22 protein-coding genes and 2 pseudogenes are annotated in these 22,339 nt (G+C 63.3%); 6 read left to right on the forward strand and 18 right to left on the reverse strand.

Annotated features, from left to right (window positions below):
- From ASD75_RS04845 to ASD75_RS04865, 5 genes are all read right to left on the reverse strand, one after another.
- Window positions 1-744: an SDR family oxidoreductase gene (locus tag ASD75_RS04845; RefSeq protein WP_056743672.1), complete on the reverse strand. Its 744-nt coding sequence runs from the start codon at window positions 742-744 to the stop codon at window positions 1-3.
- The gene (locus ASD75_RS04850; protein ID WP_056743674.1) at window positions 741-1,784 is read right to left on the reverse strand and encodes an ABC transporter ATP-binding protein; all 1,044 of its coding nucleotides are present in this window, start codon (window positions 1,782-1,784) and stop codon (window positions 741-743) included. Before ASD75_RS04850 ends, ASD75_RS04845 begins: the two co-directional genes overlap by 4 nt.
- A 49-nt stretch (window positions 1,785-1,833) precedes the next feature.
- A complete protein-coding gene (locus tag ASD75_RS04855) occupies window positions 1,834-2,679 on the reverse strand; it encodes a carbohydrate ABC transporter permease (protein ID WP_056067136.1) in 846 nt (281 codons plus the stop codon).
- A 15-nt stretch (window positions 2,680-2,694) separates the two neighbouring features.
- Window positions 2,695-3,558: a carbohydrate ABC transporter permease gene (locus ASD75_RS04860; RefSeq protein ID WP_056743676.1), complete on the reverse strand. Its 864-nt coding sequence runs from the start codon at window positions 3,556-3,558 to the stop codon at window positions 2,695-2,697.
- Between the two features lie 146 nt (window positions 3,559-3,704).
- A complete protein-coding gene (locus tag ASD75_RS04865) occupies window positions 3,705-5,036 on the reverse strand; it encodes a sugar ABC transporter substrate-binding protein (protein WP_056743678.1) in 1,332 nt (443 codons plus the stop codon).
- Window positions 5,037-5,444: 408 nt separating this feature from the next.
- Here ASD75_RS04865 and ASD75_RS04870 point away from each other — a divergent pair.
- Together ASD75_RS04870 and ASD75_RS04875 are read left to right on the forward strand one after the other, a co-directional pair.
- Window positions 5,445-5,705, forward strand: a pseudogene (locus ASD75_RS04870) (DUF4148 domain-containing protein); the annotation flags it as partial.
- Window positions 5,706-5,760: 55 nt separating this feature from the next.
- Window positions 5,761-6,054, forward strand: coding sequence for a hypothetical protein (locus ASD75_RS04875; RefSeq protein ID WP_056067132.1), 294 nt, complete (start codon window positions 5,761-5,763; stop codon window positions 6,052-6,054).
- A gap of 106 nt (window positions 6,055-6,160) precedes the next feature.
- Here ASD75_RS04875 and ASD75_RS04880 read toward each other — a convergent pair.
- Window positions 6,161-6,466 (reverse strand): annotated as a pseudogene (locus tag ASD75_RS04880) (N-acetyltransferase family protein); the annotation flags it as partial.
- Window positions 6,357-6,944 carry a hypothetical protein gene (locus ASD75_RS24015; protein WP_235511542.1) on the reverse strand — a complete coding sequence of 196 codons (588 nt, stop codon included), beginning with the start codon at window positions 6,942-6,944 and terminating at the stop codon, window positions 6,357-6,359. The pseudogene ASD75_RS04880 and the gene ASD75_RS24015, both read right to left, overlap by 110 nt.
- A gap of 112 nt (window positions 6,945-7,056) precedes the next feature.
- On the opposite strand from ASD75_RS24015, the gene ASD75_RS04885 reads away from it, so the two are divergent.
- The 4 genes from ASD75_RS04885 to xth all read left to right on the forward strand — a co-directional run bounded on the left by ASD75_RS04885 (window position 7,057) and on the right by xth (window position 9,990).
- Window positions 7,057-7,926 carry a thymidylate synthase gene (locus ASD75_RS04885; protein ID WP_056743680.1) on the forward strand — a complete coding sequence of 290 codons (870 nt, stop codon included), beginning with the start codon at window positions 7,057-7,059 and terminating at the stop codon, window positions 7,924-7,926.
- A 75-nt stretch (window positions 7,927-8,001) separates the two neighbouring features.
- A complete protein-coding gene (locus ASD75_RS04890) occupies window positions 8,002-8,610 on the forward strand; it encodes a DUF4337 domain-containing protein (protein ID WP_056743682.1) in 609 nt (202 codons plus the stop codon).
- 32 nt (window positions 8,611-8,642) lie between these two features.
- Entirely contained in the window at window positions 8,643-9,131 is a 489-nt protein-coding gene (locus ASD75_RS04895; protein WP_056743684.1) for a dihydrofolate reductase, read from the forward strand.
- 79 nt (window positions 9,132-9,210) lie between these two features.
- Window positions 9,211-9,990, forward strand: coding sequence for an exodeoxyribonuclease III (xth, locus tag ASD75_RS04900; RefSeq protein ID WP_056743685.1), 780 nt, complete (start codon window positions 9,211-9,213; stop codon window positions 9,988-9,990).
- Between the two features lie 146 nt (window positions 9,991-10,136).
- Here xth and ASD75_RS04905 read toward each other — a convergent pair whose 3' ends face one another.
- The 11 genes from ASD75_RS04905 to ASD75_RS04955 all read right to left on the reverse strand — a co-directional run bounded on the left by ASD75_RS04905 (window position 10,137) and on the right by ASD75_RS04955 (window position 22,205).
- On the reverse strand, window positions 10,137-11,084 hold the full coding sequence (locus tag ASD75_RS04905) for a PA2169 family four-helix-bundle protein (protein ID WP_056743687.1): 948 nt from the start codon (window positions 11,082-11,084) through the stop codon (window positions 10,137-10,139).
- Window positions 11,085-11,312: 228 nt separating this feature from the next.
- Complete coding sequence (gene ntrC, locus ASD75_RS04910; protein ID WP_056743688.1) at window positions 11,313-12,950, reverse strand: nitrogen regulation protein NR(I); 1,638 nt, start codon at window positions 12,948-12,950, stop codon at window positions 11,313-11,315.
- 51 nt (window positions 12,951-13,001) lie between these two features.
- On the reverse strand, window positions 13,002-14,027 hold the full coding sequence (glnL, locus tag ASD75_RS04915) for a nitrogen regulation protein NR(II) (protein WP_056067116.1): 1,026 nt from the start codon (window positions 14,025-14,027) through the stop codon (window positions 13,002-13,004).
- Window positions 14,028-14,108: 81 nt separating this feature from the next.
- The gene (locus tag ASD75_RS04920; protein ID WP_056067114.1) at window positions 14,109-14,630 is read right to left on the reverse strand and encodes a hypothetical protein; all 522 of its coding nucleotides are present in this window, start codon (window positions 14,628-14,630) and stop codon (window positions 14,109-14,111) included.
- Between the two features lie 222 nt (window positions 14,631-14,852).
- Window positions 14,853-16,268 (reverse strand): type I glutamate--ammonia ligase, encoded by a 1,416-nt coding sequence (gene glnA, locus ASD75_RS04925; RefSeq protein ID WP_056067757.1) that lies wholly within the window; start codon window positions 16,266-16,268, stop codon window positions 14,853-14,855.
- Between the two features lie 172 nt (window positions 16,269-16,440).
- Complete coding sequence (locus tag ASD75_RS04930) at window positions 16,441-17,262, reverse strand: molybdopterin-binding protein (protein ID WP_056743690.1); 822 nt, start codon at window positions 17,260-17,262, stop codon at window positions 16,441-16,443.
- Window positions 17,259-18,200, reverse strand: coding sequence for an EI24 domain-containing protein (locus ASD75_RS04935; protein WP_056743728.1), 942 nt, complete (start codon window positions 18,198-18,200; stop codon window positions 17,259-17,261). Before ASD75_RS04935 ends, ASD75_RS04930 begins: the two co-directional genes overlap by 4 nt.
- A gap of 35 nt (window positions 18,201-18,235) precedes the next feature.
- Window positions 18,236-19,249: a sterol desaturase family protein gene (locus ASD75_RS04940; RefSeq protein WP_056743692.1), complete on the reverse strand. Its 1,014-nt coding sequence runs from the start codon at window positions 19,247-19,249 to the stop codon at window positions 18,236-18,238.
- A gap of 97 nt (window positions 19,250-19,346) precedes the next feature.
- Complete coding sequence (locus ASD75_RS04945; protein ID WP_082564890.1) at window positions 19,347-20,168, reverse strand: polysaccharide deacetylase family protein; 822 nt, start codon at window positions 20,166-20,168, stop codon at window positions 19,347-19,349.
- A 23-nt stretch (window positions 20,169-20,191) separates the two neighbouring features.
- Entirely contained in the window at window positions 20,192-21,178 is a 987-nt protein-coding gene (locus ASD75_RS04950) for a YncE family protein (protein ID WP_082564891.1), read from the reverse strand.
- Window positions 21,179-21,452: 274 nt separating this feature from the next.
- On the reverse strand, window positions 21,453-22,205 hold the full coding sequence (locus ASD75_RS04955) for a 16S rRNA pseudouridine(516) synthase (protein WP_056743695.1): 753 nt from the start codon (window positions 22,203-22,205) through the stop codon (window positions 21,453-21,455).
- Window positions 22,206-22,339 lie beyond the last annotated feature (134 nt).

Here is a 22,339-nt window from a genome sequence, read left to right on the forward strand (position 1 = left end):
CTAGAGATCAAAGTTCGTGGGCATCATCACGACGTCGCGGATGGTCATGCCGCGCGGGCGGGTGAGCATGAAAAGCACCACGTCGGCCACTTCGGAGGCCTCGATGAGGCTGCCGCTGGCCTTGGCCTCGGCCAGCTTTTCCGCGGGCCAGTCGGCCAGCAGCGAGGTAATGACGGGCCCGGGCGAGATGGAGCCCACACGAATGCCGTGCTTGAACACCTGGCGGCGCACGGTCTGCACGAAGCAGTTGACGGCCCACTTGGACGACGCGTAGACGGGCTCCCACGGTGTGGGGAAATGCGCGGCCAGCGAGCTGGTGACGATGATGTCGCCCGTGCCGCGCTCGATCATATGGGGCAGCACGTTGTGCACGTTCTTCATCACCACGTTGACGTTCAGGTTCAGCATGCGGTCGATGGCGTCGGGGTCGGCATCCACCAGGTCGCCGCCCACATACAGCCCGGCGTTGGCGTGAAAGATGTCGAGTTGTCCCGCAATGGCCAGCGTGCGCGCAAGCAGGCTCGCACACTGCTTTGTGTCCAGCAAATCCAGCACCAGCGGCGACGCTTGGGCGCCGATGGCAGCGCAAGCCTTGTCCAGCGCTTTTTCATCGCGGTCGATAAGTACCACGTGCGCTCCAGCGTCGGCCATGGCCTTTGCACTGGCAAACCCGATGCCCGATGCAGCGCCGGTGACGGCGGCCACCTTGCCGTGCAATTCCCGGCCTGCGGTCACGGCGGTCATGCAGCTGCACCCGCGACAACACGGCCCGCAGGGTCGAACCAATGGGCGTGCGACGCGTCGATGTCCAGGCAAACCGCATCGCCCGCACGCAGGCTTGTGCGCTCGTTCTGGCGCGCCACAAACTGCGCGCCGCTGGGCGTGCTCACGTAGATCAGCGTCTCGGCGCCCAATGCTTCCACCAGGTCCACCTGGCCCGGCACCGGCGTCGCGCCGGTGTTGCGCACCGTGATGTTCTCGGGGCGCAGGCCGATGGCGCCGCCCTCCGCCCCGGCGGGTGCCTGCTGCTGCACGGGCGATGGCAGCTGCGGCAAGGGCACCACATTCATCTGCGGCGTGCCGATGAACTGGGCCACGAACTGGTTGGCAGGCTTGTCGTACAGCTCCAGCGGCGTGCCCACCTGCTCGATCACGCCGTCGCGCAGCACCACCACGCGATCGGCCAGCGTCATGGCCTCGACCTGGTCGTGCGTCACGTAGATGGTGGTGGCGCCCAGGTCGCGGTGCAGCTTGGCGATCTCCACCCGGGTCTGGCCGCGCAGCGCCGCATCGAGGTTGGACAGCGGCTCGTCGAACAAAAACACCTTGGGCGCGCGCACGATGGCGCGGCCGATGGCCACGCGCTGGCGCTGCCCGCCCGACAGCTCCTTGGGCGTGCGCTGCAGGTACTGCGTGAGGTTGAGAATGCGCGCGGCGTTCTGCACCTTCTCGTCGATCACCTGCTTGTCCACCTTGGCGAGCTTGAGCGCAAAGCTCATGTTCTCGTACACACTCATGTGCGGGTACAGCGCATAGCTCTGGAACACCATGGCCAGGTCGCGCTTGCTCGAGGGCTGGTCGGTGATGTCGCGGCCGTCCAGCATCAGGGTGCCGCCGTCGATGTTTTCGAGCCCCGCGATCAGCCGCAGCAGCGTGGACTTGCCACAGCCCGAGGGGCCGACGAAGACGATGAACTCGCCCTGCTGGATGGTGAGGTCGATGCCCTTGATGGCGCGGTGTTCACCAAAGAATTTCTCGATGCCGCGCAGTTGAAGGTAGGCCATGGAATCGGGTTCCTGAAAACTTGATTGCGTTGGATAGGAAAGCTGCGCGTTACTTCACGGCGCCAAACGTCAGGCCCTGCACCAGCTGCTTCTGGCTGAACCAGCCAAAGACCACGATGGGCGCAATGGCCATCAGCGAGGCGGCGGACAACTTAGCCCAGAACAGGCCCTCAGGGCTGGAGTACGACGCGATCAGTGTGGCCAGCGTGCCGGCCTTGGCGGCGCTGAGGTTCAGGCTCCAGAAGGCCTCGTTCCATGACAGCACCAGGCACAAGAGGCCGGTGGACGCGAGGCCGCCCATGCCCAGCGGCAGCAGCACCAGGCGCACCTCCTGCCACAGCGTGGCGCCGTCCATGCGCGCGGCTTCCAGAATCTCGCGCGGGATGTCCTTGAAGTGCGAATACAGCATCCAGACCATGATGGGCAGGTTGGACAGCGCGAACACGATGATGAGCGCAAGCTGCGTATCGAGCAGGTGGCTCTTTTGCGCCAGCACATAAATGGGTACCAGCGCGCCCACGGCGGGCATCATCTTGGTCGAGAGCATCCACATGAGGATGTCCTTGGTGTACTTGCCCTTGAAGAAGGCCATGGCGTAGGCCGCAGGCGCAGCCAGCATCAACCCCACCAGGGTAGAGACCACGCTGGTGATGACCGAATTCTTGGCGTACAGCAAGTAGTCGCTGCGCTCCTGCACCTCGTGAAAGTTTTCGAGCGTAGGGACAAAGAACAGCTGCGGCGGCACTGCGATGGCCTGCAACTCGGTCTTGAACGCCGTGAGGAACAGCCAACCCAGCGGGAAAAACAGCAGCAGGGCCACGCCCCAGGCAGCGGCGGTGCGCAGGGCCAGCAGGCCCAGCGGGAAGTTGGAGCGGCGTCGTTTTGTCGTTGTCATGAGCGTTGCCCCGTCTTACTTGTCAAGGTTCTTGCCGACCATGCGGATCAGAAACACCGCCGCGATATTGGCCAGCAACACTGCGAACAGCGCACCTGCCGAGGCCACGCCCGCGTCGAAGTTGAGCAGTGCCTGCTTGAAGATCAAGAAGGTGACGTTGGTGCTCGCATCGCCCGGCCCGCCACCCGTGGTGGTGTAGATCTCGGCAAAGATGCTGAGCAAAAAGATGAGTTCGATCATCACCACCACCGCCACCGAGCGCGCCAGGTGCGGCACATACAGGTAGCGCAGCTGCTGCAGGTAGTTGGCGCCGTCCATGCGCGAGGCTTCGAGCTGCTCGTGGTTCATGCTCTGCAATGCGGTCATGAAGATCAGCGTGGCAAACGGCAGCCATTGCCACGACACCATGACGATCACCGAGAACAACGGGTGGTCCGTGAGCCAATCCACCGGCTGTGCGCCAAAGAACATCCACACCTGGGCGAGCACGCCGTAGATGGGGTTCATCATCATGTTCTTCCACATCAGCGCGTTCACCGTGGGCATGACGAAAAACGGCGAAATCAACAGCACCCGCACGATGCCCCGGCCCGCAAACGGCTCGTTGATGAGCAGCGCAATCGCAATGCCGAACACCACCGTGATGAGAATGACGCTGCCCAGCAGCAGAAGCGTATTGACCACCGCCGTGCCAAACGACGGGTCGGTGACGAAATACTCAAAGTTCTCCAGCCCGGCAAAGCCCGTCTGGTCCGGCTGCATGAGGTTGTAGCGGATGAGCGAGAAGTAGATCGTCATCACCAGCGGCACGATCATCCACAGGAAGAGCGTGGCCATGGCTGGCGTGAGCAGCAGACGGGGTAGCAGGCGGCGGTTCATGGGAGCCTCAGAAAAAAGTCCAGCGGAAATAGGCGTTCAGTCGGCGTCGCGAGCGGGCCGAGGCGGGGTCGCTGTACCGCAGCCGTACTCCCGTACGGCGAGGAACACCGGCCCCGGATCGGCCCGCGCAGTAGCCGAATGAATGCCTATTTGTAGTAGCCGGCCTTTTTCATTTCGCGGTCAGCCGCCACCTGGCCGGCCTTGAGTGCCGCGTCCACCGTCGTCTTGCCTGCCAGCGCAGAACTCATCTGCTGGCCCACGGCGATACCGATGGCCTGGAACTCCGGAATGGCCGCGAACTGCACGCCCACATACGGGCTCTTGGGCAAGGTCGAATCCGTGGGGTTGGCCGAGTCGATGGCGGTCTTCTCTGCGGCGGCAAAACGCGCGGCCTTCTGGAATTCCGGCGAGGCGTAGGTGCTCTTGCGCGTGCCGGTGGGCACGTTGGCCCAGCCGTTGGTCTTGGCCACCAGCTGGATGTAGTCCTTGCTGGTGGACCAGGTGATGAACTTCTGCGCGGCGTCGACCTTTTTGGAACCAGCCGGGATGGCCAGATTCCACGACCACAGCCAGTTCGCGCCCTTGGGCGTGTTCATGGTGGGCGCCTGGGCAAAGGCCATCTGGTCGGCCACCTTGGACTGCTTGGGGTCGGCCACGAACGATGCGGCGATGGTCGCGTCCACCCACATGCCGCACTTGCCGGAGTTGGTCAGCGCCAGGATCTCATTGAAGCTGTTGGCCGACGAGCCGGGCGGGCCATAGTTCTTGAGCAGGTCGACGTAGAAGGTGATCGCGTCCTTCCAGGGCTTGGATTCGAGCTGCGGCTTCCACTGCATGTCAAACCACTGGCCGCCGAAGGTGTTGACCAGCGTGGTCAAAAACGCCATGTTGTCGCCCCAGCCTGGCTTGCCGCGCAGGCAGATGCCGTACACGCCGTTCTTGGGGTCGTGCATCTTGGCGGCCAGGTCCTTGATCTGCGGCCAGGTGGGACGCTCCGGCACCTGCACGCCCGCCTTGTCGGCTAGGTCCTTGCGGTACATCAGCATGGAGCTTTCGCCATAGAACGGCGCGGCAAACAGCTTGCCGTCCACCGTCAGGCCATTGCGCACGGCGGGCAGCAGGTCATCCACGTCGTAGGCAGCATCGGTCTTCAGCTCCTGTAGCCACCCCTTCTTGCCCCAGATGGGCGCTTCGTACATGCCAATCGTCATCACGTCGAACTGGCCGCCCTTGGTGGCGATGTCGGTGGTGACGCGCTGGCGCAGCACGCCCTCTTCCAGCGTCACCCACTTGAGCTTGATGTCGGGGTTCGCCTGCTCGAAATTCTTGCTGAGCTTTTGCATCTCGATCATGTGGCCGTTGTTCACGGTGGCAATCACGAGTTCGGTCTGCGCGTGCGCAGCGGCTCCGCACAGCGATGCCGCCAGGGCGGCAGCGGCCAGAGCCAAGCGAGTGTGTGGACGGGTGGAACGGGGCATCGGAACGTCTCCTGCGTAGTTGGTATGGATCTGCCATTCAACGCCAGTCGAATCTCGGCATTGATGGGCTGAACGATACCGATGCTCTGATGCTCAGTTGATACTTTGAAAAGCACTACACATACTAAATTTCGCCAGAATCTCAGGATTTATACCTAGTCGCATCAATTGGGTATGTGCATTGTGGGCCTGGGGTGCCCGCCCTGGCGCTGCGGGGCGCTACACACATTTGACCCAAGGGCGCGTCCTGAGTGGGCCTACTGTTTCCAAAACTGGAACAGTCAGTTTGCGACTCAGTGGTTTTTCTCTAAACACCATCGGCGTACAGTTCATCCCATCGATGAGCCGAACCCGCAAGGCGACTCACCGAACCCGGTTCAGGAATGGTTTTTGACCCGGCTTTTTTGAGCTGTCGCCGCTTTCGCTTCTTTTGGTGCCCACGCTGATGAAGCCGATGCTTCGCAGTTCGCTACCAAGTTCGAAACCAACCGCACCCGCGCTGAAGTGGCTGCCGAAGCCGCTACTGTGGCCCAGACCCGCTCGATCGAACCCGCTGGTTCGCGTGTGGTGACTTACAAGTCCACGGCTGACCGTGCTGCCGTGCGTGCCCAGGCTGCTGAAGCGGTGCGCACTGGCCAGATCCCTTCCGGCGAACTCGGCGCTCTGTAAGCCGTCCCGGAATCAACGGACCTCGCCCCCCACCCCATCAAGAATCGAGATCATCATGAACAAGACAACACGTTTCCTGTCCATCGCTGCTGTGGCTGCTTTCTCCGCTTTCGGCGCCCACGCTGATGAAGCCGACAGCTCGCAATTCGCCCTCAAGTTCGACACCAACCGCACCCGTGCCGAAGTGGCTGCTGAAGCCTCTACCGTGGCCCAAACACGCAGCATCGAACCCGCTGGTTCGCGTGTCGTAACCTACAAGTCGACTGCCGACCGTGCTGCAGTGCGCGCCGCAGCGGCCGAAGCCGTGCGCACCGGCAAGATCCCATCGGGCGAAATCAGCGCGATGTAAGAACGCGGACCTTCCCGGGTGGCGGCCTCTCACTGTTGTGGACATGTGCCCCCGGAATCTCAGAAAGGGCTCCCATGTGGGAGCCCTTTTTTCATTGGCAACAAGCTCAGGCCAACAGTGTCTTGAACATCACATGGGCATCGACATAGCCCAGCGTGTGGTGCCGGAAGGCCCCAGGCAGCGTGCCCACGATCGCAAAGCCCAGGTGCTGCCACAGCCGCACGGCGCGCGCGTTGCTCGCCACCACCAGGTTGAACTGCATGGCCCGAAAGCCCATGACCACAGCCTGCTGCTGGGAGTGCTCACACATCAACGAGGCCACGCCCTGCCCCTGCGCTGCCGGCGCCACCACATAGCCACAGTTGCACACATGGGCGCCCTGCCCAGGCTGATTCGGCTTGATGAAGTAAGAACGTGTTTACGATCTTTTCGGGGCCGCGTTGGGGCGCAATCGGGATGAGTGGATGCTTCGGATGCGCCGCATGGGCTCGTGCCCATGCAAGCAGTCGGGGCGTCCAAATCGCCCGATTTCGCCCCAACCCTTCGGGCAAGTGCCTTGCCGGGCGGTCCGCGGCGTTGCGGCGCTTGTGGATAGCCGGGCTATCCACTGCGCCCCGCGCCTTGCGTCCCATCCCGGCAAGGGACTCGCGCGGCCCTGAAAAGATCGTAAACACGTTCTTAGCGCCCAGAATCTCCCCGCCCACGCCCAGGGCGACAAAGGTCGCAGCAGGCAGCTCTACCCAGGCTTTGTGGATCTCGGCCTCGGTGCTGTCGGGGGCAAACGCATATGTGTCTCCCGCCTGGAAGGTGGTGCGCAGGATGGGCCACACGGCGGGCCAGTCGGCAGCCTGGAGGGGGCGGATGGTGACGGGGGTATCGGAAGTCGTCATGGGAAGTGCAGTGGATGGATGGCGAATCTGGCATTCTCCCGCTCCGCATAAAATCCGCCGTCGGCAACGGCCACCCCTTGATGGCGGCGCCCTACCCTGAGTGATCCATCCCATGACCCAGCCTTCTGCTGCCCCGGCAGTTCCTGCCTTGCCCACCCGCCCCGTGCGCTCCCAGTACGAAGATTTCATGCGCCATGTGTTCACCCACGGCGTGGACAAGTCGGACCGCACCGGCACCGGTACCAAGAGCGTGTTCGGCCACCAGATGCGGTTTGACCTGAAGGAAGGTTTTCCGCTGGTCACGACCAAGAAGGTGCACCTCAAGTCCATCATCCAGGAGTTGCTGTGGTTCCTGACCGGATCGAGCAACAACAACTGGCTGAAAGAGCGCGGCGTGACCATCTGGGATGAATGGGCGCGCGAGGACGGCGACCTGGGCCCGGTGTACGGCGTGCAGTGGCGCAGCTGGCCGACGCCGGACGGCGGGCACATCGACCAGATCAGCGACGTCATCCAAACGCTCAAGACCAACCCTGACTCGCGCCGCATCATCGTGAGCGCCTGGAACGTGGCCGAGCTGCACAAGATGGCGCTCATGCCGTGCCACGCTTTCTTTCAGTTTTACGTAGCCCCGGCGCAAGAGCCCGGCGGGCGCGGCACGCTGTCTTGCCAGCTGTACCAGCGCAGTGCAGACATCTTTCTGGGTGTGCCGTTCAACATCGCCAGCTATGCGCTGCTGACCCACATGGTGGCCCAGCAGTGCGATCTGGAGGTGGGCGACTTCGTCTGGACGGGTGGCGACTGCCATATCTACAGCAACCACCACGAGCAAGTGCAGACCCAGCTGGCGCGCACGCCCTACCCCTACCCCGTGCTGAACATCAAACGCAAGCCGGACAGCATCTTCGACTACGAGTACGAAGACTTTGAAGTGGTGGACTACCAGTGCCACCCTACCATCAAGGCGCCCGTGGCAGTCTGACCTGACCACTGCGCCAGGCCAGCCTGCGGCACAGGCCCCGCTTTCACCCATAACCAATACAACGAGCTTCTATCTATGTCTTCCGGCGGATTCCACGTACACGGCCCCCACGATCACGCGGTCGAACATGCCACCCACGGCCACGATGCTGCGCACCACGGCGCGGACCATGGCGGCGGCTCGTCCACCAACAAGATCGCCATGTTCACGGCCATCGTGGCCACGGTGGGTGCCATCTTTGCCTACATGGGCGGCGCCACCCAGGCCAATGCGGGCCTGATGAAGAACGACGCGGCCATCAAGAAGACCGAGGCCTCCAACCAGTGGAATTACTTCCAGTCCAAAAGCACCAAACAAAGCCTGGCCGAGCTGGCCCGTGACCTGACCCCGGCCGAAGCCGAGAAGGTCAAATACCAGGCCAAGATCGACCGCTACGAAAAAGAGAAGAACGAGATCAAGACCGCGGCCGAAAAGCTGGAGGCCGATGCCCACGCCTTCGATCAGCAAAGCGAGGCCCAGATGCACCAGCACCACCGCTGGGCCCAGGCCACCACCGCGCTGCAGGTGGCGATTGCCCTGGCCGCGATTGCGCTGCTGACCAAGAAGAAGTGGCTGGAATACGGCATGTACGGCGTGGCCGCCGTGGGCCTGGGTGTGGGCGCGCTGGCGTTCCTGCACATCTGATCCCCTCCCCACTCACGCACCGAGCGAGCCCCATGCCCCTGCACCTCATCTACGCCCGCGCGGCCAACGGCGTCATCGGCAAGGACAACCGCCTGCCCTGGCACATCCCCGAGGACATGGCGCACTTCAAGCAGCTCACCCAGGGCTGCCCGGTGGTCATGGGCCGCAAGACCTGGGACTCGCTGCCCCCGCGCTTTCGCCCCCTGCCCGGCCGCACCAACATCGTGGTGACGCGGCAGGCCGACTGGCAGGCCGACGGTGCCCACCGCGCAGGCAGCCTGGCCGAAGCCCTGGCGCTGTGCGACGCGGGCAAAACCGTGTGGATCATTGGGGGCGCGCAGATCTATGCCGAATCCTTGCCCCTGGCGGACTGCGTGGAGGTGACGGAGATCGCCCAGGACTTTGACGGCGATGCCTATGCCCCCGTGCTGGGCGCAGAATGGGTGGAAACCGCCCGCGAGCACCACGTGAGCACCAACGGGCTGCCGTTCAGCTTTGTGACCCGTGTGCGCCGCGCCTGACGCTTCTGCCCCATCCCTCATCCACTCACATTTTGATAGCTGCTAGCGCATGATCCACTAGCGCTACCGGCCAAAAACCATGCAAATTGCCACCTGGAACGTGAACTCCCTGTCGGTGCGCCTGCCCCAGGTGCTGGCCTGGCTGGCCGCCAACCCGGTCGATGCCCTGTGCCTGCAGGAGCTCAAGCTCACCGACGACAAGTTTCCCCACGACGCGTTGAAAGAGGCCGGCTACGAAGCCGTCGCCTTCGGCCAAAAGACCTACAACGGCGTAGCCATCCTGAGCCGCCACCCGCTGCGCGATGTGGTGCGCAACATCCCCGCCTTTGGCGACGAGCAGGCCCGCGTCATCGCCGCCACGCTGGACACGCCGGCAGGCCCGCTGCGCCTGCTCAACGGCTACTTCGTCAACGGCCAGGAGCCGGGCTCGGAAAAGTTCGCCTACAAGATGCGCTGGCTGCAGGCGCTGCAGGACATGGTGCGCGCCGAGATGGCCGCCCACCCGCGCCTGGTGCTGGTGGGCGACTTCAACGTGGCGCCCGAAGACCGCGACTCGTACGACCCCGAGGGCCTGCGCGAGACCATCCACCACACCACCGAAGAGCGCAACCACTTCCAGGCCCTGCTGTCCCTGGGGCTGACCGATGCCTTCCGCATGTTCGAGCAGCCCGAAAAGAGCTATTCGTGGTGGGACTACCGCATGCTGGGTTTCCAGAAAAACCGGGGCCTGCGCATCGACCACATTCTGGTGAGCGAGGCCCTCAAGCCCACGGTGACGGCCTGCTTGGTGGACCGCGCCCCGCGCAAGAACCCACAGCCCAGCGACCATGCGCCGGTGGTTGTCACGATGAGCGCCTGATGCGCCCCTGAGCCGGTCCGCACGCGACGCAAAAAAGGCTGCCAGAGGAATGCTCTGGCAGCCTTTTTCTTGAGGTCAGCCCTCAGCGCAGCAACCGACGCCCGGTCAGGTGCGGTTTACCCAAGGGTCGCCCTCGGCACCTGGGATCAGGGCCGGGGCGAGAACCCGTCCCGCAGCGCACGCACCTCGTCGTGGTTGCGCTGGGCGCCTTGGGCCTGGCGCTCCACCAGAGCGCGCACATCGGCAGGCAGCGCAGCCTTCAGCGCCTTGCGGTAGCGGGCCACCGCAGCGTCCTCGCCACGTTCGCATTCTTCGAGCACGGCCTTATCGTCCTGGGTGGACAGCGCGGTCTTCACCGACACCCAGCCCCGGTGCAACGCGCCCGCCACGGTCCCCCCCTGCGCAGGGTCGCCATTGAGGCGGCGGATCTCGTGTTCCAGCTCCACGGCGGCAGCCGCACACTCGCGCGAGTGGCGCTGGAAGATGCCCTTGAGCTGGCCCGACTCTGCGTGCTCGGCACAGGCATGGAAGCCGTATTCGCCGTCACGTGCAGACTCCAGCAGGTCGTTGAGCACATCGACCACGTCTTCGGCGTCGATCACGTCCATCGGGCGGTCGCTGGCCAGCGCAGCGCGGTTGGCGGCGCGCTCCCACGCGGCGCGGGTGGCGGGGCGCACGTCGGTCCAGGCCAGGCCGTCGCTGCCGTGGCGTGCACGCCAGTCGTCGGCCAGGCGCGGCTCGATGGCGTCAAAGTTGCCCTCGTAGCGGCCTACCGACGACCAGCCCAGTTCATAGGCCGGCCGGTATTGGTCGTACGTACGGCCGCCCACGTAGTAGGGCTCGCGGTGGTAGGTCTCGCGCCAGTAGGCGTCTTCTTCGGTGGGGTTGACGGCCTCGGCAGCCGCCTTGCCCGCCAGGCCGCCCGCCACAGCACCCGCCACGCCACCAATGGCAGCGCCGACCGGGCCGCCAAAAGCACCTGCAGCAGCCCCGGCAGCGGCGCCCCCGAGGGCGGCGCCCACGCCCGTTCCGACGGGGTGAGCACCTGGCTCATTGGTCAAGGGGTCACGGTTGGCATCGTTGAAATCCGACATAGGAACATCTCCGGTTGGTTGACAGTGACTTCATTGTTGAAGCCACCTCCGGAGTGCCGGGTCGGCCCAGGGAGGGCCTGCATGTAGGACATGGCCCGCCATGCAGTGCGATGCGCAGCGCGCATCCGGGCCGGGTTACAGCGATGCCACCAGCGATGTAGTGGCACCTTGCATTGCTACTATTTCAATAGCTGCAGAGGCATGATAAACACGCACCTGCGGCCATTTTCATGCTTCATCCGGCGCATCCAGCCCCAACTCCTGGATCTTGCGGGTGATGGTGTTGCGCCCAATGCCCAGGCGCTGCGCGGCCTCCATGCGACGGCCGTGGGTGGCCACCAGGGCCGTGCGGATCAGGCGCGACTCAAAGCGCCGCGTGAGCGCATCCCACACCTCGGGCTGGCCGCCTGCGAGCAGTTTTTGCGCTTCGGTTTCCAGTGCCTGCTCCCAGCTGTGGGCGGCAGCCACAGGGGCTACGGCGGCGTCGGCCGACCAGGACGCAACGGCCGCAGGTGCAGACGCCGACACTGGAGCGGACACCTGCGCTGCGGGGTGCAGGCCACCTACCAATTCGGGTGCAGGCTGCGCCACTGGCGCAACAGGCGCCAGCGGGGCCACCGGCATTGATGTGACCGTGGCCGCCGCAGGCTCGGCGCCCGCCGTGGCGCGCACTGGCGGCTGGTACACCGGGGCTTCCAGCACCTCGGGCGGCAGGTCCTGCAGCGAGATCACCTGGGCAGGCGCCATCACCGTGAGCCAGTGGCAGATGTTCTCCAGCTGGCGCACGTTGCCCGGGAAGGCAAACTGCTCCAGCCGCGCCAGTGCCGAATCGGCAATGCGCTTGGGCTCCACGCCCAGTTGCCGCGCGCTTTGCTGCAGAAAGTGGCGCGTGAGCATGGGCACGTCTTCATGCCGCTCACGCAGCGCGGGCAGGCGCAGGCGGATCACATTGAGGCGGTGGAACAAGTCCTCGCGGAAGCCGCCTTCCTTGACGCGCTGCTCCAGGTTCTGGTGGGTGGCGGCAATCACACGCACATGGGCCTTGACGGCCGCATGGCCGCCCACGCGGTAGAACTGGCCGTCCGACAATACGCGCAGCAGGCGCGTCTGCAAATCAAACGGCATGTCGCCGATTTCGTCGAGGAACAGCGTGCCGCCCTCGGCCTGCTCGAAGCGGCCGCGCCGCTGGGTCTGGGCGCCGGTGAAGGCGCCGCGCTCATGGCCGAAGAGTTCGCTCTCCAGCAGGTCTTTGGGGATGGCGGCGGTGTTGATGGCCACAAAGGGGCCGTCTGCCACGGGCGAATGCTTGTGCAGCGCGCGCGCCACCAGTTCCTTGCCCGAGCCCGATTCGCCGGTGATGAGCACCGTGACCTGGCTTTGCGACAGCCGCCCGATGGCGCGGAACACGTCCTGCATGGCGGGCGCCTGGCCCAGCATTTCGGGGGTCGCGGTCTGGCGCTCTTCGGTGACTTCTTCGCGCTGGCTTTCTTCCACCGCTCGGCGGATCAGCTCCACCGCCTTGGGCAGGTCAAACGGCTTGGGCAGGTATTCGAACGCGCCGCGCTGAAAGGCCGACACCGCGCTGTCGAGGTCGGAGTACGCCGTCATGATGATGACGGGCAGGCCGGGCTGCAGCTCGCGCACCTTCTCCAGCAGTTGCAGGCCCGAACCTCCGGGCATGCGGATGTCGCTCACCAGAACCTGGGGGCCCTGGCGCGCGGGGTCGCCTGCGGTGACATCGGCCAGTGCGTCCAGCACTTCGCGCGGGTGCGTGAAACTGCGCGTGGGCAGGTTCTCGCGGGCCAGCGCCTTTTCCAGGACGAAGCGGATCGAGGGGTCGTCATCTACTATCCAGATCGGCTTCATATGTTTTTCTTACCTTCCCTGTGGTTGCGTGTCAGGGACCGTCATGCGCTCTCAGGGCAAGGGGATCAGGATTCGGAAGTCGGTGCGACCCGGTACGCTGTCGCATTCGATCAACCCGTGGTGACGCTGCACGAAGGTTTGCGCCAACGTCAGCCCCAGCCCTGATCCGCCGTCCCGACCCGATACCAGTGGATAAAAAATCCGCTCCTTGATGGCATCGGGTACGCCCGGTCCGTTGTCGATGACATGCAATTCCAGTGCCAGCCGGTAGCGTTGTCGGCCGAACGTGACCTGGCGGGCCACACGCGTGCGCAGCGTGATCACGGCATCCCCCTTGGCGATGCGCTCTGACAGCGCCTGGGCCGCGTTCTGCACGATGTTCAGCACCGCCTGAATGAGCTGCGCGCGGTCCCCGCGAAACTCGGGAATCGAGGTGTCGTAGTCGCGCTGCACCCTGAGGCCCTGCGGGTATTCGACCAGCACGAGCGAACGCACGCGCTCGCACACCTCGTGGATGTTCACATCGCCCACCAGGTGGGGGTGGCGATGGGGCGCGAGCAGCCGGTCCACCAGGCTTTGCAGGCGGTCGGCCTCGTGGATGATGACCTGGGTGTATTCGGTGAGCTCCCGGTTGTCGAGCTCCATCTCCAGCAGCTGTGCCGCACCCCGAATGCCGCCCAGCGGGTTCTTGATCTCGTGGGCCAGGTTGCGGATCAGCTCCTTGTTGGCCTGGGCCTGGTCACGCAGGCGCTCTTCGCGGTCCTGGCGGGCCTGCTGCTCCAGCGGCCACAACTCCACCAGGATTTCGCCCACCTGCTCGGCATCGGCTACGTTGACATGCACAGGCACCGGGTCCTGGTGCAGGCGCTTCAGGCTGGCCTCGTAGCGCAGCGCGGCAAAGTCCTTGCCCCGGGCGCCCGCCAGTGCGGTCTGCAGCAGTGCCGGGTCGGTGAAGAAGGTAGAGAAGTCCGCCCCTTCCAGGGTGCGGCGCGAGAGGCCCAGTGTGTTTTCCAGCGCGGCATTGGCAAACTGCACCGCGCCATCGTCAGCGCGCAGCACCGCCACCAGGGTGGACATCAGGTCCAGGGAATGAAAACGCCCGGTGTCAGTGCCGGGAAGGTCGGAGGAAGAAGGGGCACTCACACGCAATCACCGCGGTCAGTTGGTGGGTGCAGCAGGGGCAGGCAGGCGGGCAATCTCGCGCTTGATACCCGCAATGTCACTCTCGCTGCGGGCCACGCTGGCCTTGAGTTCGGCCGTGCGTTCGGTGTAGCGCTGGGGGTTGCGCAGATCGAGTGCGTTGCGCTCGGGGGCGCCGTTGTTGTATTCCTTGAGCAGCTCGGCATGGCGCGTTTCCGCCTTGCGCAGCTCGGACTCCAGAATCGCGCGGGCATCCGAGTCGCGGGATTTTTGTTCGTTGTTGCTGACGCGTGGAGCGTTGGCGGGCGAGGTCGCAGACGACGGGGCTGCCGCACCACCCGCTGCAGGAGCTGCGGCAGACGCTGGGCGGGTGCCCTGCACCACGGTAACGTTGCCGCCCTCCACCAGCTTGCAGCCGCGCTCCTTGGCTTGCTGGGCGTTGTTGGTGTATTCGTTGCCGCAACGATAGATGCGGTCTTGCGCCTGGACTGCGGGGACGGTGGCGGCGATGAGGAGCAGGGTGATGAGCGTTTTATTCATTCGGTTTCCTCGCACTGACATGCAGGGGACAGGGGAGTATCCCCCAATCACCCTACATCTCCAATCCAACAAGGGCAGACCCTTGAAGGGCTGTGTATACGGATGCAACACCTGACGTCTTGGTTCCGCCGCATGCGTTCGGCGCAGATAGCGCCGCCGCCCGCCCATGAAAAAAGGCGGCTTGCGCCGCCTTTTCTTGAGCAATGGTCTGCAGGCAGACGATTACAGGGAGTAGTACATGTCGTACTCGACAGGGTGCACTGCCATACGGAAGCGGGTCACTTCGTTCATCTTCAGATCGATGTAGGCGTCGATCATGCTGTCGGTGAACACGCCACCCTTGGTCAGGAACGCACGGTCCTTGTCCAGATGTTCCAGGGCTTGGTCCAGGCTGTGGCACACGGTGGGCACCAGCTTGTCTTCTTCTGGAGGCAGGTGGTACAGGTCCTTCGTAGCGGCTTCGCCAGGATGGATCTTGTTTTCCACGCCGTCCAGACCGGCCATCAGCAGGGCTGCGAAGCCCAGGTAAGGGTTCATCAGTGGATCGGGGAAGCGGGCTTCCACGCGACGGCCCTTGGGGTTGGCCACGTAAGGGATACGGATCGAAGCGGAACGGTTCTTGGCCGAGTAGGCCAGCTTCACCGGGGCTTCGAAGTGAGGCACAAGGCGCTTGTAGCTGTTGGTACCGGGATTGGTGATGGCGTTCAGGGCACGTGCGTGCTTGATGATGCCGCCGATGTAGTACAGCGCGAAGTCCGACAGACCAGCATAGCCATCGCCAGCGAACAGGTTCTTGCCGTCCTTCCAGACGGACTGGTGCACGTGCATGCCGGAGCCGTTGTCGCCGTGGTAAGGCTTGGGCATGAACGTGGCGGTCTTGCCGTAGGCGTTGGCCACATTGTGGATCACGTACTTTTGCAGGATGGTCCAGTCGGCGCGCTCAACCAGGGTGCTGAAACGGGTACCGATTTCGTTCTGGCCAGCGCCCGCCACTTCGTGGTGGAACACTTCGACCGGGATGCCCAGAGATTCGAGGATCAGGGACATCTCGGCGCGCATGTCTTGCGTGCTGTCGACGGGAGGCACGGGGAAATAGCCGCCCTTGACGGTGGGACGGTGGCCACGGTTGCCGCCTTCCAGCTTGGCGCCTGTGTTCCAGGGGGCTTCGTATTCTTCGATTTCGTAGAACGTGTTGTTGGGCTCGGTGCTCCAGCGCACGCCGTCGAAGATGAAGAATTCTGGCTCGGGACCGAAGTAGGCCGTGTCGCCCAGGCCGGAGGCCTTCAGGTAGGCTTCAGCGCGCTTGGCAATGGAGCGGGGATCGCGGTCGTAGGCCTTGCCGTCGGTGGGTTCGATCACGTCGCAGGTCAGGATCAGCGTCGTTTCTTCAAAGAACGGATCGATGTTGGCCGTGCTCGGGTCGGGGATCAGCTGCATGTCGGAGGCTTCAATGCCCTTCCAACCGGCGATCGACGAGCCGTCAAAGGCATGGCCCGAAGTGAACTTGTCTTCGTCGAAGTGAGAGACGGGCACCGTGGTGTGCTGTTGTTTGCCACGGGTATCGGTGAAACGGAAGTCAACGAACTTGACTTCGTTCTCCTTCACCATCTTCATCACGTCTGCAACGGTCTTGGCCATCAGGTTCTCCTGGATAAAGCGCTTGTTGAAAAAAGAGTTTGCCGAAATAAAAGCAGTTTGCGTGCCAGCCGAGTGCAGCACCGCACTATGAAGGAGCGCTACCCGCGACAGGTCGGCGTGGCACGCGCCAAAAAGCACCAATACGGTGCAATCCATCTACCAAATCTGAGTCTCACAGGTTGCGCACCAATTCAGGGCCGCAATTTGCACCAAATTCGTGCAATCCTGTTTTCAAAGCCTGCCATGCAGCAGGCACCGAGGACGCGGGCCCTTTGACACCCAGTTCGATATGCCGCCCGTATTGTGGATGATCTACGCTGGGCAAACTGAACACCCGCACATCCGGGTGCGATTTTTCAATCTGCTCCATGAGGGGCGTCAAGGCTGCCTCCATCGCACCATAAACCACCACCGACTGCTCGGTCTGCGGTGCCCGGTTGAAATGGGCTGCGTAGTGCTGCTCCAGCACCCACTCGATCATGGGCCAGGCCATGACAGGGAAGCCCGGAACGAAGTGCACTGCACCACCTCCTGGCCCGTCGCAACTGAAGCCGGGAATCTTGTTGTAGGGATTGGGAATGATGCGCGCGCCCACCGGGAACATGCCCATGTTGAGGCGGTGCACGTTGTCGGACCGATCCGGCTCGTAGGGCACGCCCTGCTCGCGCGCTACATCCTGCATGCGTTCGCGGATCAGCGCCTCGGCTTCTGGGTGCAGGGCCAGATCCCGGCCCAGGGCACGTCCAGCACATTGCCGCGTGTGGTCGTCAGGGGTTGCGCCAATGCCGCCACACGAGAACACCACATCGGACGACGCGAACGCCCGCTGCAAAGTGGCCGTGATGCGGTCCGGGCTGTCGCCCACATAGTCGGCGTAAGCCAGCGACAGTCCCCGCGCCGATAACAGCTCGATCACCTTGGGCATGTGCTTGTCGGCCCTTTTGCCTGACAGTATCTCGTCACCGACGATGATGAGACCAAAGGTGGGGGTCATGGTGGATTGTCTCCAGGGTTCGGATTTGCAGGGGGCGGCAGCGCGGGGGCTGGAGGTGCCGCCATGTTCAATGCAGGCGCTTCTTTGGGGTGCACGGCCGCTTCGGCCAACGGGGCGGGCCCGGTCATCGGCGCCATCGTGGCCCGCTCGGCACGCAAGCGCTGCAGGGCGGCCAGACCGTAGTGCGTGAACCACAGCGAGGAAAACGCGAACACCAGGGTGTAGATCCAGATCGCCAGCGGCACCAGCACAAAAAACGCGGCGGCAAACACCACGCCCGATGCCCACACAATGCTGGGCGCGGCCCCGAGGTAGCCCGTGACGATGCCCATGCCCAGCAGGCTGCTGCGATGGCGGCGGAATATCTCCAGGCGCTCTTCCTTGCTGGCGTGGTCTGCCAGGGCGTCGAACACCATCACCCGGTAGGTCAGCCAACCCCAGATCAGCGGCGGCAGGATGAGTACCAGTGGCGGCACCAGCCATAGCGGAACGGACACCACCAGCGCCACCAGCGCCAACACCGTGGACCCTACCGACCAGGCCACACTCGCAATGAAGGACCCGCCCTTCTTGCGCTCCAGATCCGGAAACCGCCGCGCAGCCACCAATGCCACCAGGGCGGGGGTCATGAGTACCGCCACGGCCAGCAGCGACACCACCACCAGTACAGGCGCCACGGCCAACACCACCATCAACGGCGCCATGACAGCAGTCACATCCCCCAGGCCCCAGCCCTGAAGCCAACCCCAGACGCTGGCCAGCAACGAGGACGCATCGAGCAACGCGCGCATCCCCTGCACCGCCGCGTCCCAGTAGAAGTAACCCATTCCGAGTGCCAAAACGGCCATCAAGAACAGAGGCAAGAGCGACAGCGCAATCACCCGCGGACGCAGGCAATAGGCAGCGGCACGCCAGAAAGAATCAAGCAGTAATCCCATGGCGGCAAGCATACAGGCAGCGCCCGCCAAGCCGCTCAGGCCTTGCCCAGCAACCTCAGTACGCCCCGCCATTGCTGGGACCAGAACCCCGCGCCGTAGTCGCGCACACGGCCATCGGGGCCCGGCTCGACCTGGTCGCGCACGCCCGTAGGGTCAAAGCGCTTTTCAAAGTTGGCGGTGCCCATCAGCATGTCCCACCAAGGCAGAAGCACCCCGAAGTTGTGCCCGCCGAGCACCACACGCGGCGGCGTTGCTGCTTGGCCCGATGTTGCCTCGGCCGAAGGCTTGACCGTCTCGTGGCCAATGCCAATGCTGTGGTGCCGGCGGTGAAACCGGGGGCTGATCCAGAGCCGCTCACCCACCTGACCAAACCACAGCCGCACGTTGGCGTGCTGAAAGCTCTCGCTGAGCTGAGTGATGGCCACGATGGCAATGAACTGCCCCGGCGCAACGCCAATCAGCTGCGCCACCGTCACCAGAATCACGTCGCGCAGCAGGTCATCGAGCAGGTGGTTGCGGTTGTCGCTCCACATCGTCATCTGCTGCTGTGCATGGTGCAGCGAATGCAGGCGCCACCACCACTCAAAGTGATGCTGCCCCCGGTGGATCCAGTAGTCCACAAAATCGAACACCACCAGATACAGCAGCAAGCTGACCCAGGAGATGTCCGTCACACCCGGCCAGAGGCCATCGAGCTGGAACGTGCTGACACCCGCCACACGCAAGGCACCAAACAGTGAATCCGCCAGCGGATCCACCGTGAAAAACAGCGCCAGCCGGAACAGTCCCAGCCGGTGAATCAGGGTGTAGAGGATGTCAGTGCGGATGGTGGCGCGGTCATTGATCTGCTCCACCGGCCACCAGCGCTGCATGGGGCCAATCACAGCCACGATGACCACCAGCTGCAGCAATCCCACCAGCAGCCAGCCGGATGCCTCATAGCCGTTCTCCAGCAGGCTGGCCAGCCCTGTGGTGAACATCAGCGGCTGCAGCACGCTCTCAAAAAGCCATTGCTGCACGCTGTCAAATACACCGCCTAGCCATCCCATCGTGTCGCGCTCCCTGGCACCTGGTTAATCATGCAAACATGCGGCGCGTGCGCCCTCAGCCACGGCGCACGCGATCCAACTTGATCCCACAGCCCATCTAGCGAACCTGAGCCGCTGCGGCCGCATAGTCAGGATGATCCCGCAAGGTGCGAAAGCAAAATCCTCGCTGCTTGAGCCCTTCAATCAAAGGCTCCAGCACAGCGGGCGCCCAGGCGTCCTTGCGCGACCAGATCCCCAGGTGCGCCAGCAGGATGTCGCCACTGCGCACATCGCGCAGCGCCTTGTTCAGCAGCGCGGTGTTGCTGGCCGTCTCACTGGGCAGCTCATCCCCCAAGAAGCCGGCAGGCGACCACCCCACATGCACATAACCGCAGGCCTTCGCGCTGGCAATCAATTGTGCAGAGGTCTTGCCGCCAGGCGCGCGGAACAGGGGCAAAGGCGTCTTGCCGGTAATGGCCTTCAAACGATCCGCAGCACGGGCAATTTCTTCGCAGTATTCAGCTGCGGACATCACAAAGCCTTGACCCTCACGCTGTCCCGCAGAGGGACGGACCCGAAACGCCGGGTGCGGCGCGCTGCCGGCATCGGCACGCCAGTAGGTGTGATTCCAGGTGTGGGAGGCAAACTCATGGCCCTCTGCGGCGCGTGCACGCCACCATGGGGCCCAATGGTCCCCCAGACTTCCATCGCCTTCCTTCGTGCGCTCGTTTGCAGCAAAGAAGGTCACGTGCACCTGCTGGCGCCTGAGCACCTCAGCCACCAAAGGCGCCACTTCCATGTGGCCAGTGTCAAAGGTCAGGTACAGGGGCTTTTTGCAGTCATTTTGGGCGGTAGCGCTAGTGAAACATGCCCAAACAGCTATCAATACAATAGCATCGCGACGCCTGCTGCGTGATCCACAAAAAGCGCTGAGAAACATACCTCTCACCGGCTGCACCGCGCTCAACGTGGCGCGTGTTGCAGTGTCCATACGCCGTGGGGCGATTTACCCACATTGACCTGGCGCACCACCTTCTTTGCCTGGGTGTCCACCACAGACAGCTTCCGGGCCCAACGCGAACTGACGTAGATATAGCGGCCATCCGCCGAAACATCCATGCAATCGGGCCCGCCAGGCACGGGGTACGACTCGACGACTTGCTGGGTGTTCATGTCGATCTTGCTGATCGAGTTGGCCACGCGATTGCTCACATACAGGTGGTGCCCGTCGCCAGCAGCGCGAAAGGCGTGTGCACCGTTGCCTGTCTTGATCCGCTTGACGCTGACCGCTTCACGCCCGGAGATATCGAACACCTCCACGCTGTCACCGCCCGTCAGTCCCACAAACAGGTGCTTGCCATCGGGACTGCCGTAGACATCCGCAGGCATGGGGCCTGTTTTGACGCGCCATTTGATGGTCTGGGTGGCAATATCAATCGCCACCAGTTCGTCACTGTCCTGCATGGTCGAATAGACGGTGGTGCTGCGGCTATCGATCCACAGATGGCTGGGGGTGCGCGATGTGGCCACGCGCTGCACCAGGGTCAGGTCCTTGCCGTCCCAGCGGTAAAAGTCCACGTGATTCAGACGGTTGGCGGCCGTGATGAACCATTTCATGTCGGGACTGAATCGCAGATGGTAGGGGTCCACAATCCCACGTACGGTACGCTGCACCTCGGCGGTACGGGGGTCCACAAACGTCAGCGTGTCACCGAGCGCGTTGGCCACGATGATCGACTTTTCATCGGGGGTCAGATACAGATGGTGCGGCTCTTTACCTGTGGGTATGCGGGCCGTCTCAGTCCAGGTCACCGGGTCGATGACGCTGACGTTGGCCTCCAGCGAATTGAGTACAAAAAGCGGCGGAGCGCCCGCCGCCACACCGGCCAAGGAGTAACACCACCCACCAAGGGCCACAACGCAGATGCGTGCAATCGAGAGAATCTTCACAAAACCACTTTCAACACAGCCTTGAAGTGTAGCGCCGCGCCCAGCGCGGACCCGAGCGACAACAAGTAACATCAGGACGATCGTGCCCTCTTTGACTCAGGTCATCCCGGTATTGGCGCTGCCTGGGGTGCCAGGGCATCTCGCAGGGCGAGACCACAACTTGCCAGCAGAGCTCTCCCGGCCTCGGCAGTCAAGGGATCAACGACATGAGTCACAGTGCCCCGGCCGCACTCTCTGAGCCAGTCAAAAGAGGCCACTCCTCCGGACAACATGCTCAAGCATTGCTGTTCAACAGTGACAGATCGGAAGCATTGAGCCATCGCCATTGGCCGGGGGCCAAATCCGCAGGCAAATCCATGCTTCCAATGCGAGAGCGATGTAGCCCCTCCACCCTATTGCCAACTGCTGCAATCATCCGCTTGACCTGGTGGTACTTGCCCTCAGTCAGCGTCAGATCCAAGCGATGGGAATCCACGATGGAGCAGTTTGCAGCACGCACCGGCTTGGGATCATCGTCCAGCACAACCCCCGCCAACAATTTCGACACCTGTGTCTCGTCCACCGGGTGTTTGGTCGTCACTTGATAAACCTTCGGAACATGCTTCTTGGGCGAACTCACGCGATGAATGAATTGCCCGTCATCGCTCAATAGCAACATACCCGTTGTGTCCTGATCAAGGCGCCCCACCGCCTGCACTCCTTGTACCGTACTCTTCGTGGGCCGCTGGCGCAACGGCGGAGGCAAAAGCGTGTAGATGCTGGGGTATGTAGAAGGCTTCTGAGAACACTCCGTGCCGGCGGGTTTGTGAAGCAGCACGTAGGCTTTGGCGTGGAACGGCCAATCCACACCCTGTACACGTAACAGCAGTCCTTCGGGCTCATAGCCTGCGGTAGCCTCCGTGCAGAGCACGTACTCGGCATTGGGCGAAGATGCCTCACGCACCGAGACCCATCCCTGCTGAATCAGACCCGCGCAAACACGACGCGTACCAAAACCTTGGGAATACAGGATGTCTTGTAGTTGCATGGTCAATACCCTGGAGGGTCAGCGAGAAGGGATGATTTTTGTGCGCCTGGAAAGCAAAAAACCCCAGTCATATCTGACTGGGGTTTTCTGGGCTGTAAGAGCCTGACGATGACCTACTTTCACACGGGAACCCG

The sequence above is a fragment of the Acidovorax sp. Root568 genome (assembly GCF_001427445.1).
Taxonomy (GTDB): Bacteria; Pseudomonadota; Gammaproteobacteria; order Burkholderiales; family Burkholderiaceae_C; genus Acidovorax; species Acidovorax delafieldii.

Coding starts and splice junctions, on each gene's coding strand:
- ASD75_RS04890 (WP_056743682.1), top strand. CDS start 8,002: ATGTCTTCCGGCGGATTCCACGTACACGGCCCCCACGATCACGCGGTC.
- ASD75_RS04855 (WP_056067136.1), bottom strand. CDS start 2,679: ATGACAACGACAAAACGACGCCGCTCCAACTTCCCGCTGGGCCTGCTG.
- ASD75_RS04845 (WP_056743672.1), bottom strand. CDS start 744: ATGACCGCCGTGACCGCAGGCCGGGAATTGCACGGCAAGGTGGCCGCC.
- ASD75_RS04930 (WP_056743690.1), bottom strand. CDS start 17,262: ATGACCCCCACCTTTGGTCTCATCATCGTCGGTGACGAGATACTGTCA.
- ASD75_RS04860 (WP_056743676.1), bottom strand. CDS start 3,558: ATGAACCGCCGCCTGCTACCCCGTCTGCTGCTCACGCCAGCCATGGCC.
- ASD75_RS04920 (WP_056067114.1), bottom strand. CDS start 14,630: ATGAATAAAACGCTCATCACCCTGCTCCTCATCGCCGCCACCGTCCCC.
- ASD75_RS04945 (WP_082564890.1), bottom strand. CDS start 20,168: ATGTTTCTCAGCGCTTTTTGTGGATCACGCAGCAGGCGTCGCGATGCT.
- ASD75_RS24015 (WP_235511542.1), bottom strand. CDS start 6,944: ATGACGACTTCCGATACCCCCGTCACCATCCGCCCCCTCCAGGCTGCC.
- ntrC (WP_056743688.1), bottom strand. CDS start 12,950: ATGAAGCCGATCTGGATAGTAGATGACGACCCCTCGATCCGCTTCGTC.
- glnA (WP_056067757.1), bottom strand. CDS start 16,268: ATGGCCAAGACCGTTGCAGACGTGATGAAGATGGTGAAGGAGAACGAA.
- glnL (WP_056067116.1), bottom strand. CDS start 14,027: ATGTCCACCCTGGTGGCGGTGCTGCGCGCTGACGATGGCGCGGTGCAG.
- ASD75_RS04850 (WP_056743674.1), bottom strand. CDS start 1,784: ATGGCCTACCTTCAACTGCGCGGCATCGAGAAATTCTTTGGTGAACAC.
- ASD75_RS04895 (WP_056743684.1), top strand. CDS start 8,643: ATGCCCCTGCACCTCATCTACGCCCGCGCGGCCAACGGCGTCATCGGC.
- ASD75_RS04935 (WP_056743728.1), bottom strand. CDS start 18,200: ATGGGATTACTGCTTGATTCTTTCTGGCGTGCCGCTGCCTATTGCCTG.
- ASD75_RS04885 (WP_056743680.1), top strand. CDS start 7,057: ATGACCCAGCCTTCTGCTGCCCCGGCAGTTCCTGCCTTGCCCACCCGC.
- ASD75_RS04875 (WP_056067132.1), top strand. CDS start 5,761: ATGAACAAGACAACACGTTTCCTGTCCATCGCTGCTGTGGCTGCTTTC.
- ASD75_RS04940 (WP_056743692.1), bottom strand. CDS start 19,249: ATGGGATGGCTAGGCGGTGTATTTGACAGCGTGCAGCAATGGCTTTTT.
- xth (WP_056743685.1), top strand. CDS start 9,211: ATGCAAATTGCCACCTGGAACGTGAACTCCCTGTCGGTGCGCCTGCCC.
- ASD75_RS04955 (WP_056743695.1), bottom strand. CDS start 22,205: ATGCAACTACAAGACATCCTGTATTCCCAAGGTTTTGGTACGCGTCGT.
- ASD75_RS04865 (WP_056743678.1), bottom strand. CDS start 5,036: ATGCCCCGTTCCACCCGTCCACACACTCGCTTGGCTCTGGCCGCTGCC.
- ASD75_RS04905 (WP_056743687.1), bottom strand. CDS start 11,084: ATGTCGGATTTCAACGATGCCAACCGTGACCCCTTGACCAATGAGCCA.